16 protein-coding genes are annotated in these 16,346 nt (G+C 70.9%); 8 read left to right on the top strand and 8 right to left on the bottom strand.

Translation table 11 applies throughout. The features are described 5' to 3' along the window. Window positions 1–110 precede the first annotated feature (110 nt). Together AX744_RS05900 and AX744_RS05895 are read right to left on the bottom strand one after the other, a co-directional pair. A complete protein-coding gene (locus tag AX744_RS05900; RefSeq protein WP_061015786.1) occupies window positions 111–1,181 on the bottom strand; it encodes a DUF1648 domain-containing protein in 1,071 nt (356 codons plus the stop codon). Then, window positions 1,178–1,576, bottom strand: a complete 399-nt coding sequence (locus AX744_RS05895) for a GntR family transcriptional regulator (RefSeq protein WP_061015784.1) — start codon at window positions 1,574–1,576, stop codon at window positions 1,178–1,180. The genes AX744_RS05900 and AX744_RS05895 overlap by 4 nt, the downstream gene beginning before the upstream one ends. A 108-nt stretch (window positions 1,577–1,684) precedes the next feature. On the opposite strand from AX744_RS05895, the gene AX744_RS05890 reads away from it, so the two are divergent. After that, window positions 1,685–2,155, top strand: a complete 471-nt coding sequence (locus tag AX744_RS05890) for a PaaI family thioesterase (RefSeq protein ID WP_046749849.1) — start codon at window positions 1,685–1,687, stop codon at window positions 2,153–2,155. Here AX744_RS05890 and AX744_RS05885 read toward each other — a convergent pair. After that, window positions 2,136–3,140: a LacI family DNA-binding transcriptional regulator gene (locus tag AX744_RS05885; protein ID WP_058632518.1), complete on the bottom strand. Its 1,005-nt coding sequence runs from the start codon at window positions 3,138–3,140 to the stop codon at window positions 2,136–2,138. The genes AX744_RS05890 and AX744_RS05885 overlap by 20 nt on opposite strands. Window positions 3,141–3,245: 105 nt before the next feature. Here AX744_RS05885 and AX744_RS05880 point away from each other — a divergent pair, with 105 nt between their 5' ends. The 5 genes from AX744_RS05880 to AX744_RS05860 are packed head-to-tail and all read left to right on the top strand — an operon-like array spanning window position 3,246 to window position 9,549. Continuing rightward, window positions 3,246–4,256 carry an alpha/beta hydrolase gene (locus AX744_RS05880; RefSeq protein WP_046749645.1) on the top strand — a complete coding sequence of 337 codons (1,011 nt, stop codon included), beginning with the start codon at window positions 3,246–3,248 and terminating at the stop codon, window positions 4,254–4,256. Then, entirely contained in the window at window positions 4,253–5,281 is a 1,029-nt protein-coding gene (locus tag AX744_RS05875; RefSeq protein WP_061015782.1) for an alpha/beta hydrolase, read from the top strand. The genes AX744_RS05880 and AX744_RS05875 overlap by 4 nt, the downstream gene beginning before the upstream one ends. 35 nt (window positions 5,282–5,316) lie before the next feature. Beyond that, window positions 5,317–6,615, top strand: coding sequence for an MFS transporter (locus AX744_RS05870; RefSeq protein WP_058632516.1), 1,299 nt, complete (start codon window positions 5,317–5,319; stop codon window positions 6,613–6,615). Further along, a complete protein-coding gene (locus tag AX744_RS05865) occupies window positions 6,612–8,315 on the top strand; it encodes a CocE/NonD family hydrolase (protein ID WP_061015780.1) in 1,704 nt (567 codons plus the stop codon). The genes AX744_RS05870 and AX744_RS05865 overlap by 4 nt, the downstream gene beginning before the upstream one ends. Window positions 8,316–8,319: 4 nt before the next feature. Further along, complete coding sequence (locus tag AX744_RS05860) at window positions 8,320–9,549, top strand: APC family permease (RefSeq protein WP_061015778.1); 1,230 nt, start codon at window positions 8,320–8,322, stop codon at window positions 9,547–9,549. A gap of 33 nt (window positions 9,550–9,582) precedes the next feature. On the opposite strand, the gene AX744_RS05855 is transcribed toward AX744_RS05860, so the two are convergent. Beyond that, a complete protein-coding gene (locus AX744_RS05855) occupies window positions 9,583–10,374 on the bottom strand; it encodes a helix-turn-helix domain-containing protein (protein WP_061015776.1) in 792 nt (263 codons plus the stop codon). An 87-nt stretch (window positions 10,375–10,461) separates the two neighbouring features. On the opposite strand from AX744_RS05855, the gene AX744_RS05850 reads away from it, so the two are divergent. Continuing rightward, the gene (locus tag AX744_RS05850; RefSeq protein ID WP_046749648.1) at window positions 10,462–11,004 is read left to right on the top strand and encodes a VOC family protein; all 543 of its coding nucleotides are present in this window, start codon (window positions 10,462–10,464) and stop codon (window positions 11,002–11,004) included. Here the strand turns inward: AX744_RS05850 and AX744_RS05845 are convergent. The 4 genes from AX744_RS05845 to nhaA all read right to left on the bottom strand — a co-directional run bounded on the left by AX744_RS05845 (window position 10,973) and on the right by nhaA (window position 15,115). Then, window positions 10,973–11,794: an SGNH/GDSL hydrolase family protein gene (locus tag AX744_RS05845; RefSeq protein WP_230977836.1), complete on the bottom strand. Its 822-nt coding sequence runs from the start codon at window positions 11,792–11,794 to the stop codon at window positions 10,973–10,975. The genes AX744_RS05850 and AX744_RS05845 overlap by 32 nt on opposite strands. An 82-nt stretch (window positions 11,795–11,876) precedes the next feature. Next, window positions 11,877–13,127, bottom strand: coding sequence for a histidine--tRNA ligase (hisS, locus tag AX744_RS05840; RefSeq protein WP_046749854.1), 1,251 nt, complete (start codon window positions 13,125–13,127; stop codon window positions 11,877–11,879). Between the two features lie 84 nt (window positions 13,128–13,211). Next, window positions 13,212–13,817 (bottom strand): MazG family protein, encoded by a 606-nt coding sequence (locus AX744_RS05835; protein ID WP_082682688.1) that lies wholly within the window; start codon window positions 13,815–13,817, stop codon window positions 13,212–13,214. Window positions 13,818–13,945: 128 nt separating this feature from the next. Then, window positions 13,946–15,115, bottom strand: coding sequence for a Na+/H+ antiporter NhaA (gene nhaA / locus AX744_RS05830; protein ID WP_061015774.1), 1,170 nt, complete (start codon window positions 15,113–15,115; stop codon window positions 13,946–13,948). Window positions 15,116–15,221: 106 nt separating this feature from the next. Here nhaA and AX744_RS05825 point away from each other — a divergent pair. Further along, window positions 15,222–16,346, top strand: a 1,125-nt coding sequence (locus AX744_RS05825; RefSeq protein WP_157543524.1) for a phosphoenolpyruvate carboxylase, incomplete at its 3' end; no start/stop codon positions are given.

The following is a 16,346-nucleotide window of genomic DNA, read 5'->3' as shown; positions in this document are numbered from 1 at the left end:
GTCGCCCAGCCACAGTGGCAGCGCCACGAGCCAGGCGAGGGCGAAGGACACCGCCATGAAGACGATCACCGCGGCCCAGGGCACGCGACGCGCGTGCAGGATCCGGTCGTTCATGAGGTCGCCTTTCCGTCGTCGGTCGAGGGGGAATCCGGTGTTCGCGAGCGGTCGACATAGGACTGCAGCAGTGCGGCAGCTTCTTCAGCACCGTCGATCGTCGCGATGAAGGGCCGTCGACCGCGGCGGGACACCTCGATCGCCGCGCCACGTCGCATGACGATGCCCGTGCGGCCGTCGACGGCGATGCGCCATCCCCATCCGCCGAACTCACCGAACGGCGAGATGTCCACGGCGCGGGCGGACTCGACCTCATCGAGAGGGATGCGAACACGCGGCCACCCCAGCAGGGAGCGGGCGGAGAAGCCTTCGGGCGTGACCTTGATACGGAAGGACGTGGTCGCCGCCACCGCGAAGCCCACGACGAGCGCGACCACCGCGACGATCCAGCCGCCCTCGACGCCGGTGCCGAGCATGAACGCGGCGACCACGACGAGGCCGAAGAGCACGACGAAAAGGAGCAGGAGCGCCCCGCGCGGCATCGTGGTCGTGGCGACCCACACGACGCGCTCCCCCTTCGCGACGTGCACGGCGTACCGAGGCTCGAGTGTGCGTCCCTGTTCCGCTCGCACTCGCGGCTGCACGACCCACGCGATGGCACCGACCACCGCGAGCGCCCCGAAGGCCAGGGCCATGACGCCGCCGATCCCCGGAGCGTCAGCCGCGTCGGCGAGGTCGCGCTGGATCGCGAGCGAACCGAGGCTCAGGACGGCGGCGAGGGACGACATGCCGGCGGCGAGCGCGCCCATCATCCGTGCAGCGCCGCCCCAGTGCGCACCGACCGCGGCGAGTGTCACGATGGCCATCAGCACGGGCAGCCCGAGGCCGACACCGAGGAGGATCCAGAGGTACGTGGCCGGAGCTCCGAAGCCGTCGGCACCGTTCAGCCGCCAGTGCGTCGCGACCTCCGGCGGCAGCGCGGGCAACCACGTCAGCAGGACCACGACGGCGATCGCCGTGATGACGACCGGCAGGATCACCGCGACGAGGAAGAAGGCCAGCCGGGCGCGTCGCAGCAGCGGAGGCGGTGTGCGCGTGAGGTCGTGGGTGGTTTCGTGATCGGTCATGGCGAATCCTCCTCGGGGTTCTCGATCGGGCGCATACCTGTGTCGGCATCGCGGTGGGCGCGGACGATGCCGGCGAGCGTGTCGGCGGAGACGCCGAGCGCTGCGGCGCGACGCACCAGGTCGTCGATGTCGTGCGCGAGTTCGGCCAGGGGCGCGGCCGAGGCCGCGATGACCGCTCCCCTGCCGCGACGGAGATCCACCAGGCCCTCGTCGCGCAGCTGCTGGTACGCGTGCAGCACGGTGTGCTGGTTGATGTCCAGCGCTTCGGCGACGTCGCGCGCCGCGGGAAGACGATCGCCGGGCGCCAGCACGCCGGCGAGGATGTCGGAGCGCACCGAAGCCGCCACCTGGTCGTACAGCGCCCGCGGGCTGTCGAGATCGACGCGGATCAGCATCCGGCCCTCCTCTCCTCGAATCTCTACTTATTCTATGCGAACTATAACAACTGTGACAACCCTCCAGACGGCTTTGTCGGACTCGGTCGGGTGCTCCACACTGACCTCATGCGCATCACTCCCCGCCGACTCGCGATCGGCATGAGCCTCTGGATCCCCAACCTCTTCAGCGGGATCCGCGTCCGTCGTTTCCGCGAGGACTGGACGCACGCGACCGTCGAGCTCCACGTCAACGTCTTCACCCGCAACTACGTCAAGACCGCATTCGGCGGATCGATGTCGGCGATGACCGATCCCTACTTCTTCATGCTGGTCATGCATCAGCTCGGACGCGACTACGTCGTGTGGGACACCCGAGGCGAGATCGAGTTCCTCAAGCCGGGACGTGGAGTGCTGACGGCCGAGTTCGAGGTGTCGAAAGAGAAGGCCGCAGAGATCCGGGAGCGGGCGCACGGGGGCGCCAAGGTGCTCGAGTGGTTCGAGACGGTCATCACCGACCGGGAGGGCGACGTCGTGGCGAAGGTGCGTCGCGAGGTCTACATCCGGGAGAAGAAGCGCGTCACCGCCTCGCGGGGTTGAACCCGGCGCCGAGCGTCGAAGACCTCGCGATCAGCGTCGGGGCGAGTCGCACGGTTTCGCGCGCGGTCGACGCCCCCGACACCAGTCCGAGGACGAGCTCGAGGGCCGTGCGTCCGCTCTCCTCGAACGGCTGGCGCACGGTGGTGAGGTCGAGCGCCTCGGCTACCTCGCCGTCGTCGTAGCCGACGACCGCCAGTGGCGGGGTGTCGACGTCGGAGCGCAGGGCGGACAGGACGGCGACGGCGAACTGGTCGTGATTCGCGACGATCGCCGTCGCTCCTGCGGCTCGGGCTGCGGCGATCACGCGATCGTCGACCGAGGACGGATGCGCCACCGCCAGGTCGGTCACCCCCAGGTGCTGCGTCAGCCCCTCGATGCGGAGCATCCCGGCCGACACGTACGCCGGCGAGCGCTGCGGCTCATGGACGAAGAGCACACGGCGATGCCCGAGCCCGGCGAGGTGGCGGCCGATCTGCGCACCGCCGTCGCGGTCGTCGACGAGGACGACCGGACCGCCCACGTCGGACCGCGTCGGCACCACGTCGACATAGACGACCGGGATGCGCGCCGCCTTGCTCGCCCGCCGCGCTGCTCCCCCGAGGGGAACCCCCATCACCACCAAACCGGTCGCGTCCGTGCGCGTGGGCAGCACGTCGAGCAGCGGCTCATCCGCGGCTGCCGCGGAATCGAGGTCGTAGGGGATGATGTCCACCGCCGCGTCCCTGGCCCGCCGGAGCATTCCGGAGAGGCGGCGCAGATACGACGGGTAGGTCGTGAACGGCGCGGCCACCGCGATGCGGGCGGCACCGACCCGGCGGCCTTGCGTCATCCGATAACCGAGGGTCGTGGCCGCCGCGACGATGCGTTCGCGGGTCTCCGGTCGTACCCGGTGCGGGGCGCTCACCGCCAGCGAGACGGTGGAGATGCTCACCCCGGCGCGCTCCGCGACGTCGTAGATGGTGACCCTGCCTGGTCGTGCGCGCATCGCCCGTGTTCTCTCTTCATCGAAGTTCTTCGATTGCCCAGACTAGGTCGGAACTCGTCTCGCGGGAACCCCGCCGAGACGCGAACCCATCGAAGGAGATGCCCGATGCCGACAGCACGGTCCCGGTTCCGACGCCCCGCGCTCGACAGCGCGGTGGCGGCGTGGGAGGAACGCGTCGCACCGCTGCTCGCCCCGGAGCCCGCAGACCCCGCGGGCCGCCGCCGGGTCGCGGCTCAGAATGACGACGCCGTGAGCGCCGCGCTGGGTATCACCCCGCTGCCGACCGCCACCGAGGACCACATCGTCCCGGTCGACGGGCACCCCGACGTGCGCGTGCGGGTCTACTGGCCCGGTGAGGAGCGCACACCGCCAGGGTCGGGGCTCCCCGTGCTCGTGTACTTCTACGGCGGCGGGTTCACCATCGCGGGCATCGACTGGGTCTCGTGGGATGCGCGCTTCCGGGTCAGAGCACACGACGCCGGCATCGTGATCGTCGCCGCCGATTACGCCCATGCGCCGGAGGAGCGCTTCCCCACGCAGCCGGAGCAGTGCTGGTCGGCGTTCGAATGGACCCACGCGCACGCGGAGGAGCTGGGGGCGTCGCCCGAGAGGATCGCCATCGGCGGAGCATCGTCGGGAGGCGACCTCGCCGCGGCCGTGACGCTCATGAACCGTGATCGCTCCGCGCATCCGATCGCGCTGCAGCTGCTGGAGAATCCCGCCCTCGATCTGACCATGGGACATGCCGACATGAGTGGCATCGATGCCCGCATGCCTGGCGTCATCGTGCGCGCGGTCGGCCGGACGCTCGTGCGTCAGTACGTCGGAGACGATGCCGCGGCGGCACGCCGACCGTACGCCTCCCCGCTGCGGGCCGCCTCTCACGAAGGCCTGCCGCCGGCACTGATCCTCACCTCGGAGCTCGACCCCCTGCGTGGTGACGGGGAAGCCTATGCGCGCGCACTCTCGGCGGCCGGCGTGCCGGTGACGGCGATGCGCTTCATCGGACAGACCCACGGCTCGCTGGGATCGACCGGGTTCGTGCCCTCCGCAGACGTCGCACACCGCCTCGTCGTCTCCGAGCTGCGCACGCTCCACCCAGGAGCGACCGCATGAGCGCTCCCGAGTACCTCGAGCCGCCGTTGGGTCCCGAGATCCGCGAATGGATCCAGCGCATCGGCGAACTCTCCGCGACGCTCCCCGACCTCGAGTCTCGCGAGATGGCAGCCCGTCGCCGGGCGCAGCGCGAGTTGAGCGACCGCCTCGCCGTCGAGTTCACCGCTCCCGTTCCCGCCGAGGTGGAGATCGACGATCTCGTGGTGTCGGGCGGAGCGGAACCGCTGCGTGCCCGTCGGTTCCGCCCGACGTCGGCGATCGGGGCGATGCCGACGATGCTGTGGCTGCACGGCGGCGGGTGGACGGGCGGCACGATCGACGAGATCCTCAACGACCGCCTGTGCGCGGATCGCGCGCTGCGGTCAGGAGTGCAGATCGTCGCGCTCGAGTACCGTCTGGCTCCCGAGCACCCGTTCCCCGCCCCCGTCGACGACGCCGTGGCCGCTCTCGCCGACCTCCGCGAGCGCGCCGCCGAACTCGACGTCGATGCCGACCGGCTCGGTGTCGGAGGCAACTCCGCGGGGGCGACGATCGCGGCGACCACCGCTCTGCGCCTGCGCGACGCCGGAGAGCCGCTGCATCACCAGGCGCTCGAAGTGCTGCCCGCGGCACTGCGGCTGTTCGGCGACTCGATGCACCGCCGCCTTCGGCCCGCCGAGCGCACGGGCATCGAGCACCTCGCCGGGCTGTATCGCGCGGGAGCGCCGCTCGCCGAGGCCTCACCACTGGATGCGACGGATCACCGCGGGCTCGCGCCCGCACTCATCCTCGCCGCCGAGTACGACCCGCTCCGCGACGGTGCCATCGCGTACGCCGACAGCCTGCGTGAAGCAGGCGTCCCCGTCGTGCTGCACATCGGACTCGGGCACGACCACGCGTCTCCCGGGCTCACCGGATGCTGGGAGGGAGCCCGCGAATGGCGCGACGCCTTCGTCGAAGAGCTCGCCGGTGCCTACCGCGCCGACTCCTATCCGATGCCCCGACCGTCGGCCGGAGCCGTGACCACCACCGGCACGCGGCCATGAACAGTTCCCACCCCGACCGAGACCAGGAGACGAAGATGTCCACCCACGCCGTCGATCCCGTTTTCCCCGCAGATCCCGCTCCCCCGCTCACCGCCGATGCGATCCCCGGACAGCGCCAGACGCGCCTGTTCTGGATCACCTTCGTGCTCGCGTGGTTCGGCTCCGGCATCGCCCAGGGCGTCGCCGGTGTCGCGATCCCGCAGCTGCTCAAGGAATGGGACCCCGACCAGGCGACGGGCAACCTCAGCATCATCCTCACCCTCGGCGGCGCCGCCATCCTCATCACGACGCCGATCTTCGGTCGGCTCAGCGACCGCTCGATGTCCCGCCTCGGCATCCGCCGCCCCTGGATCCTCTCCGGCGCGCTGATCGCCCTGATCGGCTACGTGATCCAGGCGACCGCGCCGAACCTCCTCGTGCTCGGCGTCGGCACGATCCTGGTCCTCGTCGGATGGGGCGCCGTGTCGATGACCGTCCACACCCTGTTCGCGGATCAGATCCGCCGCAGCATCCGCGCGATCATGTCCGCCGTCACCGGAGCGGCCACCGCCATCGGCATCCTCGGCGGAGTCTCCCTCGCGGGCATCGTCGCGCCCATGGGCCAGATCGGCATGTTCCTGATCCCCGGCGGCCTCTCCGTGGTCCTCGCGCTCACCCTGTTCTTCACGCTGAAGGACATCCGGCGACTGCTGCCCGCCGAGCCGCTCGACTGGAGCGGGGTGCTCGCCACCTTCTGGTTGAGTCCGCGTCGCTACCCGGACTTCGCATGGGCGTGGGTGTGCCGCTTCTTCATGACCGCGTCGATCGTCTCGGTCACGAGCTATCTCTACCTCACGATCTCCGGCCGCTTCGGCATCGACGACCCGACCGAGATAGCCGCCGTGCAGACTCAGGCCACAGCGGCCTTCACGCTGATGAACCTGGTCATGGCGTTCGTGTTCGGCGTGATCTCCGATCGCACGGGTCGCCGCAAGCCGAGCGTCATCATCGGCGCCCTCGCGAGCGCCGGAGGGCTCATCCTCGCGATCTCCTTCGGCGACATCGCCTTCTTCCTCGTCGGCATCGCGATCGTCGGGGCGGGGCAGGGCGCCTACATCGCCGCCGACGTCGCGCTGATGACGGAGTGCCTCCCCTCGGTCGAGGACGCCGGCAAGGACCTCGGCATCGTGGCTCTCGCCTACCTGCTGCCGGGCATCCTCGTCCCCGTTTTCGGATTCTTCGCGACCCGCATAGGCTCGCCCACAGGTGAGAACTTCGCGGCCCTCTACATCGGCGCGGTCGTGATGGCCGTGATCGCCGCGTTCGCGGTCACCCGAGTGAAGGGCGTGCGATGACCGATGCTCCCCGCCTGGGCGGCGCCGCGCGGCGCGAGTACCGGCGGCTCGCCCGCGTCGCCGACATGCCGGCGAAGACGCACCAGGACGTCGTCCGGACGACCGGCATCCGGGTGGCGTCGGACGACGGCGCCGCGCTCCTCACCGACCACTGGCACGCGGAAGGATCCGGAGGCGACACGATCCTGATCCGCACGCCGTACGGCCGCGACGGGATCGCCGGCGTCGCGCTCTTCCTGGCCGAGCGAGGGCACCATGTGGTCGTGCAGAGCTGTCGCGGCACCTTCGGCTCCGGCGGGACGTTCGATCCGCTGCACGACGAGGTCGCCGACGGGCAGGCGACGATGCGGTGGCTGCGCGCGCAGCCGTGGGCGACCGGACGCGTGCACTCGTGGGGCGGGAGCTACTTCGGGGTGACCCAGTGGGCGTACTGCGACGGCGACGACCGCCCCGACGCGCTCGGCATCGCCATCTCCGCGCGGCGCTTCGACGATGCCATCCTCTACCCGGGCGGCGGATTCTCGATCGACACCCCGCTCACGTGGGCATACGCCCTCGACATCCAGGAGCGGGCGCTGCCGTCGAAGGCCTGGGCGCTGCTGCGTGCCCGGCGCGGATTCCGTCGCGGCGCGCTCGCCGTCCCGCCGGCGGATGCCGTGCGCGTGGCCCGAGGCGCCGATCCGCAGTTCTACCGCGACTGGGTCGAGCACAGCGATCAGGGGGACCCCTGGTGGGAGCCGATGCACTTCGCGCAGGACGTCGACTCCATCCCGCCCGTCACGCTGGTCGCCGGCTGGCAGGATCTGTTCCTCGTGGGCCAGCTCGACGACTACGCTGCCCTGCGCGATGCGGGTCGTCCGGTGCGCCTCATCGTCGGCGACTGGGTGCACGGGGCGCCCGACATCACCGTCATCGGCGTCCGCGAGGTGCTGCGCTCGTTCACCGGAACGGCGCAGACCGAAGGGGTGCGCATCGACGTGACAGGTGGCGGCGGCTGGCGGGAGCTGGACAGCTGGCCCCCGCCGTATACGGCCGTGGAGCTGGAGCTCACCCGCGACGGGCGCCTCGACGGCACGGGCGTCGCCAGCCCCGCGGCTGACCTCACGTACCGCTACGATCCGGTGGCCCCAACCCCGGATGCGGGCGGCAGGACCCTCAATCCGTTCTCCGCCGGGCGCCGCCCCCAGCACACCCGCGAACGCCGGGCGGATGTGCTCGTCTTCACGGGCGACCGGCTTCCCGACGACCTCCTCGTCATCGGCACGCCCACGATCACGCTGTCCTTCGCGTCCTCGAACCCGCGTGCCGATCTGTTCGTGCGTCTGTGCGAGGTGGACGCGCGAGGGGTCTCGCGGGCGCTCACCGACGGGTACCGGCGCCTTCGGCCGGAAGAGGTGCACACGGACGAGACGCACACAGACGAGGCGGGCCGGATCCGTCTCGAACTCGCGCCTCTCGCCCACCGGTTCGCGGCGGGGTCACGCCTGCGCGTGCAGGTGTCGTCGGGCGCGCACCCGCTGCACCTGCGCAACCCCGGAACCGAGGACCCGGTGCGCGACCACTCGCGGCTCATCCCCAGCGATCAGACCGTCCGCGTCGGCGGCACGGCGCCGGCGACCCTCACGCTGCCCGCACTGGCCGTCGTGCCGTCACGCTCGCACGCCTCTTCACCCGCCGTTCACCGGCGCGTGACACGATGACGGGATGCCCCTCGCCCGTCGCCTGACGCTCGGAGACGCGGTCGCCATCGGTCTCGGCTCGATGATCGGCGCCGGTGTCTTCTCCGTGTGGGCTCCCGCGATCGGGGTCGCTGGCAGCGGCGTCCTCATCGCCCTCGCGATCGCCGCGGTCGTCGCATACGCCAATGCCACCTCATCAGCGCAGCTCGCCGCCGCCCACCCGGTCGCGGGTGGCACCTATGCCTACGCCCGCGCGGAGATAGGCCCCTGGTGGGGCTTCATCGCGGGATGGAGCTTCGTGATCGGCAAGATCGCGAGCTGCGCGGCGATGGCCATGACGTTCGCCGCCTACGCGGCACCGGCCGGCTGGCAGCTGCCCGTCGCGGTCGCCGCTGTCGTGCTGCTCGCCGCCGTGAACTGCCTCGGCGTGACCCGCACCGCCCTGGTCACTCGCATCCTCGTGGTGTGCTCCCTGCTCGGCCTCGCGGTCGTCGTGGTCTTCGGGTTCGCCGGCGCTCCGGCGGCGAACTCGACCCCCCTCCCCGATGCCACGGCCTACGGAGTGCTCCAGGGGGCCGGCCTGCTGTTCTTCGCATTCGCGGGGTACGCCCGGATCGCGACCATGGGTGAGGAGGTCGTCGATCCCGGACGCACGATCCCCCGTGCCATCGTGCTGGCGCTGGGCGGCACGGTCGTCGTGTACGCGCTGGTGGGACTCGTCGTCGTCCTGGTGCTCGGCGCCGGTGCGACCGATTCGACCGCTCCTCTGGTCGATGTACTGGTGGCCGCCGGAGCATCTGCCTGGGCGCCCGTGATCCGCATCGCTGCTGCCGCCGCTTCCCTCGGTGCCCTGCTGGCTCTGCTCACCGGGATCGGTCGTACGGCCCTGGCCATGGCTCGCGAGGGTGACGTCCCTCGATTCCTCGCGAAGATCGATCGGCGCCATCAGGTCCCGCAGCGCGCGGAGATCGCCATCGCGCTCATCGTGGTCGCGATCGTCCTCATCGCCGACCTGCGCGGCGCCATCGGCTTCTCCTCCTTCGGCGTGCTGCTGTACTACCTGATCGCGAACGCCGCCGCGTTCCGTCAGAGCGGGTCCGCGCGTCGGTATCCACGGGTGCTGCACGTGCTCGGAGCGCTCGGCTGCCTGGTGCTGGTGAACACTCTTCCCGTGCTGGCCTCACTGATCGGTACGGGGGTCGTCCTCCTCGGGGTCGGATACCGGCTGCTGCGGCTGCGGTTCGAAAGAGCCTGAGCCCCGCGCACGCCTGAGCTCGACGCGCCGCGGTCAGCCCCGCGCCTGGGAGCGGTACATGCGCGGTGCGATGCCGAGGACCGCCTGGAAGTCGCGCGTGAGATGCGCGTGATCCGCGTAGCCGAGCTCGGCGGCGATCGAGGCCAGGTCGGTCTCCGGGTTCTCTCGCACTCGCTGCGCCGCCTCCTGCAGCCGCCGACGTCGGATCATCGCGGCGGGCGAGAGCCCCACGTGGCGGTGGGTCATCCGCTGCAGGGTGCGCACCGAGACGGCCAACCTCGTGGCGGCCTCCTCGGGGGTGAGCGCGGCGCCATCGCCCATCAGGACGTCCATGAACGCGTTGGCCTGGCGTGCCGGTTCGCCGACCGGCCCCGCACGATCCTCGAGCCACTGAGAGAAGGCCTCGACCGCCCGCTCGCGTCGCCCCTCGCCCGAGCTCATCGTCGACACGACGGCAGCGCGCAGCGCGCCGGTACCGCTCCCGTCGTCGAGTTCCCACTCGTCGTCGACGAGAGACGCCGGATCGTCGATCAGCACGGCGACCGCTGCCGGACGCAGCAGCGCCCCGACGGCCCAGCCGCTCCCCCGCAGATCGCGGTACGACGCCCGCGTCGTCGCTCCGGCGAGCGTGACGGTGTTCGCGTCGACGACCAGGTTCAGCGCCGGATACGCCACGATCTCCTGCCGTGACGAGCGCCCAGGCTCGATGTCCCACTCCGGGATCCAGAACCACTCCACCAGCTCCGCGGCTGCCGGCGGCGGTGGCAGCCGGTGGAACTGCGGAAGGCGAGCGGGGTAGAGCACCCCGCGGGTCGGGTTCACCATCGGCCCAGCGTAGGCCCCGACGCCGACAGGGCGAGGCTGTCGCGGATCTTCAAGCCGCCGCCGCATCGCCCGTTCTACCGTGGCGTCATGAGCACAGACCACACCACGACGCACACCCCCACGGCCGGCGCGAACGGCACGTACACGACGAACGGGCGCCCGCACAGCGCCACCTCGCTCACCCCCTTCCTCGCCATCCCCGACGCGAAGCAGGCCATCGCGTTCTACCGCGACGTCTTCGGGGCCAGAGTCGTCGACGTGACCGAGTTCGGCGGCGTGGTCGCGCACGCCGACCTGGACTTCGGCCTCGGCCTGCTCCAGCTCGGGGAGCCCAATCCCGAGTACCACCTCGTGCGCTCCCCCGGTGGCGACGACGACTGCTACTCGATGGGGCTGTACGTCGCGGACGTCGATGCGGTCGTCGAGAAGGCGGTCGCCGCGGGAGCGACCGTGCGCGAAGCACCCGCACCGTTCGTCTCCGGTGATCGCTTCGCCAGCATCCGCGATCCGTTCGGGGTGCGCTGGTCTGTGATGACGCGCGTCGAGGACATCTCGGACGAGGAGAGCAGTCGTCGAGTGGCGGAGTGGGCGGCGTCGTTCAGCGGGTCTCCTGCGGACGAGGCGAGCTGAGCGACCGCTCCGCCGCGCGGCACACCGCCGGAAGCAGTGCCTCGGCCGTACGGCGGTAGCCCAGGGCGCTCGGGTGGAAGCGGTCGAGGCTGAACATCGCCTCGGGCTCGTCGAAGAACATCGGACCCACCGCTCGACGCAGATCGACCGGCTCCGCGCCCGCCCGCCGCGCCGTCTCGTCCTGGATCTCGGCCAGGCGGCGCGACAGACCGGAGGCGATCCGCCGCAACGGCTGCGGCACGGCGCGGAGCGCGCCCAGGTCGGGACACGTGCCGACGACGACCTCGGCATCCATGCCGCGCAGCCTGCGGATCGCCTCATGCAGATGCTGTGCCGACAGCGCAGGAGGCAGTCGGTGCGTCACGTCGTTGCCGCCGACGACGATCACGGCGACGTGCGGAAGATATCCCTCGGGGAGCGCATCGAACTGGCGCGGCAGATCGGGAGACTCCGACCCTACGACGGCCACCGTGCGCAACCGCACCGGTCGCTGCAACCGGCGCCCCGTCGCCTTCGCGAGCCGAGCGCCGAGAGTCTCCTTGCGGCGCTCGGCACCGAGACCGGCCGCGATCGAGTCGCCGAGCATCAGCAGCTCGAGCGGCTCGCCGCTGAGGGACCGGCGCCAGACACGATCCGCGTCGAGGGAGTGCTCCCCCAGCGGCTTCCCGATCCGCCGTCGGGCGAGCGCGGCCTGCTGCACCAGCACGACGCGGACGACCCCGAGGACAATGGCCAGAGCGGCACCCGCCAGGACGATGCGGACGACGAACGCGGTGCCGATGCGACTCACCCCACGATTGCACCCCGTCGGCGTGAACGCGGCGTGAACGCGCATCGGCCCGGGAAGGTTCCGGATGCCGACCGCAGGAGGCTCAGGACAGGGGCTTGAGCTCCAGGTCTGCGGCACCGGCGGACACGATCGCGAACGAGGTGTAGCCGTCGACCGCCGAACGCTCGAGCAGCGCCTTGACGTTCTTGGTGCGGCGCTCGAGTCGGACCCTGGCGCCGTCCGCGATGAGCGCGGCCTTGTGCGTGACGAGCTCGTGCACCGGAACGTCGGCGTCGTGGATCAGCACGACCGCGTTCGTCGTGACGTCCGACTCCTCTGCGATCAGGTCGACGAGGCGCTCGAACCCGAGCGAGAAGCCCACCGCGGGCACCTGCTGCCCGAGGAACCGACCGATCATGCCGTCGTAGCGTCCGCCACCGCCGAGGGAGTAGCTGACGGACGGATGCGCGAGTTCGAAGATCGTGCCCGTGTAGTACCCCATGCCGCGCACGAGGAACGGGTCGAAGACGAGCGGGATATCGGACTGTCCCCGTCCCGCAGCCACGGCCTCGCCGATGCCGACCAGGTGCTCGACCAGGTCGGCCGGAGCTCCGTCGGGCAGCGCCTTGCGGATCTGCCGCTCGCCGAAGGGGTTGTACTCCAGCGTCTGCGGGCGGCGGAGGAAGGCGTCGAACGCGTCGGCGGCTGCGGTCGATGCGCTGCGCTCACGGAGCTCCGTCGCCACTCCCTCCGGACCGATCTTGTCGAGCTTGTCGATCGTGATGAGCACGCCGGGACGCTCCTCGGCGGTGAACCCGAAGCTGTCGAGCATCCACTCCAGCACCCGGCGATCGTTGATGCGCACGGTCGCCCCGTCGAGGCCGAGGGCGTCGACCGCGTCGAGCGAGGCGACCATCAGCTCGGCCTCGGCGCGTGCGGTGTCGTCCCCCATGATGTCGATGTCGCACTGCACGAACTGGCGGTAGCGGCCCTTCTGCGGGCGCTCCGCCCGCCAGACCGGTCCGATCTGGATCGAGCGGAAGACGGTCGGCAGTTGACCGCGGTTGCTCGCGTAGAAACGCGCGAGCGGCACCGTCAGGTCGTAGCGGAGGCCGAGGTCGGAGAGCGCTGCGGGGTCGTCGGCGGCGGCGCGGATCGCGTCGGCATCCAGGCCACGGCGGAGGATGTTGTACGAGAGCTTCTCGTTGTCGCCACCGATGCCGGCATGCAGACGGTCGTACTCCTCGACGACGGGTGTCTCGATCTCGTCGAATCCATGCGCGAGATAGCGCTCGCGGATGACGGAGAGCACACGCTCACGGCGGGCCTTGTCGGCGGGGAGGATGTCGCGCATGCCGCGCGGCGGGTTCACGGTAGCCACAGTTCCATCTTTCCAGGTCTGCCGACTCGGTCGTGCCGGGATGGGGTCGCGCCGGGATCAGCGCGCGGCTTCGGCGGCGCGCACGTCGTCTTCCAGCGCACGCAGCCGCTCGCGGAGGGCGCGCTCGGCGTCCCACCCCTGCTCGCGGGCAGTCGCCACCAGCGCGAGGAGCGCGTCCCCCAGCTCTTCCTCCGAGGCGGGGGCGGCGGCAGAGGCGACCCGCTCGACGGGCACTCCTGCGCCGATGGCACGCCCGGCGATCTTCTGCGCGAGCGCGAGCGCCGGCATCCCGCGCGGCACTCCGTCGAGCACGCTGCGTCGGGTGCGCTTCTCCGCGGCCTTCGCGGCGTTCCAGTGCACCAGCACCTGCTCGGGAGTCTCAGCCACCTCCCCGGCGAACACATGCGGATGACGACGCACCATCTTCTCCGTGAGCGTCTGCGCCACGTCGTCGATGTCGAACGGATCGTCCGGGTCCTGCGCGGCGATCGCCGCGTGGAACAGCACCTGCCAGAGCAGATCCCCCAGCTCCTCGCGCAGGTCGTCGCGAGAGCCGACCTCGACGGCATCGATCACCTCGTGCGACTCCTCGATCAGATAGGGCACGAGGTCGCGATGCGTGATCTGCTGCGACCACACGCAGCGCTCCCTGACCGCGCGCATGGTCTCGGCAGCCTCGCGCAGCGGGTCCCCCCCGGGCGAGCGGACCTCGGATTCAACGCTCACGGTTCCTCCTTCTCCCGATGACCGGATCACGACGACCGATCACGACGCCCGATCACGACGCGCGATCACGACGATGCGGATGAGAGCCGACGGTACCAGCGCGCACGCAGCGACACGATGATGCCGGAGAGCACCAGCGCGATCAGCGAGCCCACCAGCACACCGAGGATCGCCTGATCCCTGATGCCGCCGTCCTCCGCGAAAGCGAGGTTCGCCAACAACAGGGACACCGTGAACCCGATGCCGCCGAGAGCGCCGGCCGAGAGGATGTCGGCGAACGGCAACGCCGGGTCCGATCCCTTCGGGCGGATGCGCATCGCGATCCAGCCGAACAGCGAGATGCCGATGATCTTGCCCACCGGCAGGGCGACCACGATCGCCCAGAATGCCGGGGACAGCTGCGTGATCGAGACGGCGGGGATCACGACGAACGCCGCGACGAAGGCGAACAGCGGCAGGATCGCCCCGTTCACCGTCGGCTCGAGCGCGTGTCTCGTGCGCTCGGCGGGGACGGGTGCCATCACGAGTCCGAGCAGCACGCCGGCGATCGTCGCGTGGATGCCGGAGGAGGCGACCAGACCCCAGGTGACGACGCCGACCAGGACCATGGCAACGGCGATCAGTGGGTGGCCCTTCGCATGCAGGAGTCGGCTCAGCGCCCAGAACACGGCCACGCCCACGATCGCGAGTCCGAACAGCAGCCACTGCACATCGACGGCGAACAGCACGGCGATGAAGACGATCCCGATGATGTCGTCGAGGATCGCCAGGGCGAGCAGGAAGACGCGCACCCGGGACGGGAGTCCCTTGCCGAACATCGCCAGCACCCCGAGCGCGAAGGCGATGTCGGTCGCCGTCGGGATGGGCCAGCCCGGTGCCGTGACGCCGTCCCCACCGGCGATCAGCAGGTAGACCGCGATCGGGACGAGCACTCCTCCGGTGGCCGCGATGGCAGGCTGCACCGCCTTGCGCGGGGAATCGAGTTCACCGTGGGTGAGCTCGTGGCGCAGCTCGATGGCCACGACCAGGAAGAAGACGGCGAGGAGACCGTCGGACACCCAGTGCGCGATCGACAGGTCGAGGGCGGTGCCTGGCACGGCGATGTGGACGTCGAGGAACGCGGCGAGCGCATCATGCGTCGGGAGGTTCGCGAGCAGCAGGCCGAGCCCGGCCGCGAGAAGGAGGAGGACGGCGGGGAACTGCTGTCCGCGGAGGGGGTTCGCTGAGATGCGCATCCCGTCCATCGTAGGTCGCGCGCGTGCCGCGCACCCGGACGGCGCGGTGACGGAGTACGTCGTCATGCGTGCAGGCGACCCCTCGCACGCGGGATACTCTCGAGGGGTGACCCCCGCACACTCCTTCTCCGAACCCACGAACACCGAGGCCATCCGCGTGATCGGCCGATTCGAGGCGGGCCAGGGCATCCCCGATGCCATGCGCACCGACGTCCGCATGCTGGGCCAGCTGCTCGGTCAGGTGCTGCGCGAGGCCGGTGGCGACGATCTGTTCGACGACGTCGAACGTCTGCGCCTCGCCACGATCCAGGCCTATGAGGACGAGACCTCGGACGCCTTCGAGCGCGCCGCGGCCATCGCCGAGTCGTTCACGGTCGCCCGTGCCGATGAGGTCGCCCGCGCCTTCACCTGCTACTTCCACCTCGTGAACCTCGCGGAGGAGCATCAGCGCGTGCGTGTGCTGCGCGAGCGCGCCGGCCAGCCGGGTCGCGAGGACGCCGCGGACACCGTCGCCACCGCATACGCGCGCCTGCGCACCGAGGTGGGCGACGACGAGGCGCGACGTCGGCTAGAGGGGCTCCGCTTCCACCCGGTCTTCACCGCGCACCCGACCGAAGCGCGCCGTCGCGCGGTGTCGTCGAGCATCCGCCGTCTGTCCGAGCTGCTCACACAACACGATGCGGCGAGCGAAGGCGGTGCGGAGGAGCACCGTGCGCGCCGGCGCATGCTGGAGGAGATCGACACGCTCTGGCGCACGGCCCCGCTGCGGTCGCAGAAGCCGACTCCGACCGACGAGGTGCGCACCGTGATGGGTGTGTTCGACGAGACGCTCTTCACCACGGTGCCGCACGTCTACCGCCGCATCGACGATGCCCTCCGCGGAGACGATTCGGGTGCGAGCGCTCCGGTGGTCCCCGCGTTCGTGCGCATCGGCTCCTGGGTGGGCGGTGACCGCGACGGCAACCCGTTCGTCACGGCCTCCGTCACGCGGGAGGCGTCGCAGATCGCGGCAGACCATGTGCTCCGCGGCCTCGAGCGCGCGCTGGGGCGCATCGGCCGGACCCTCACTCTCGCCGCCGACGACACGCCGCCGAGCGCCGAGGTCACGGCGCTCTGGGAGCGCTTCGCCCAGACGGAGCCCGACCTGGCGGCCGAGCTCGCCACCCGCTCCCCCGATGAGCCGCACCGTCGCGTGCTGCTCGTGCTGGCGCGCCGCGTCGCCGACACCCGC

The organism is Microbacterium sp. CCH5-D1 (genome assembly GCF_001557335.1).
Lineage (GTDB): Bacteria > Actinomycetota > Actinomycetes > Actinomycetales > Microbacteriaceae > Microbacterium > Microbacterium oxydans.
The sequence above is the reverse complement of the archived record's forward strand: the minus strand, read 5'-3'. Positions and strand labels throughout refer to the sequence as shown.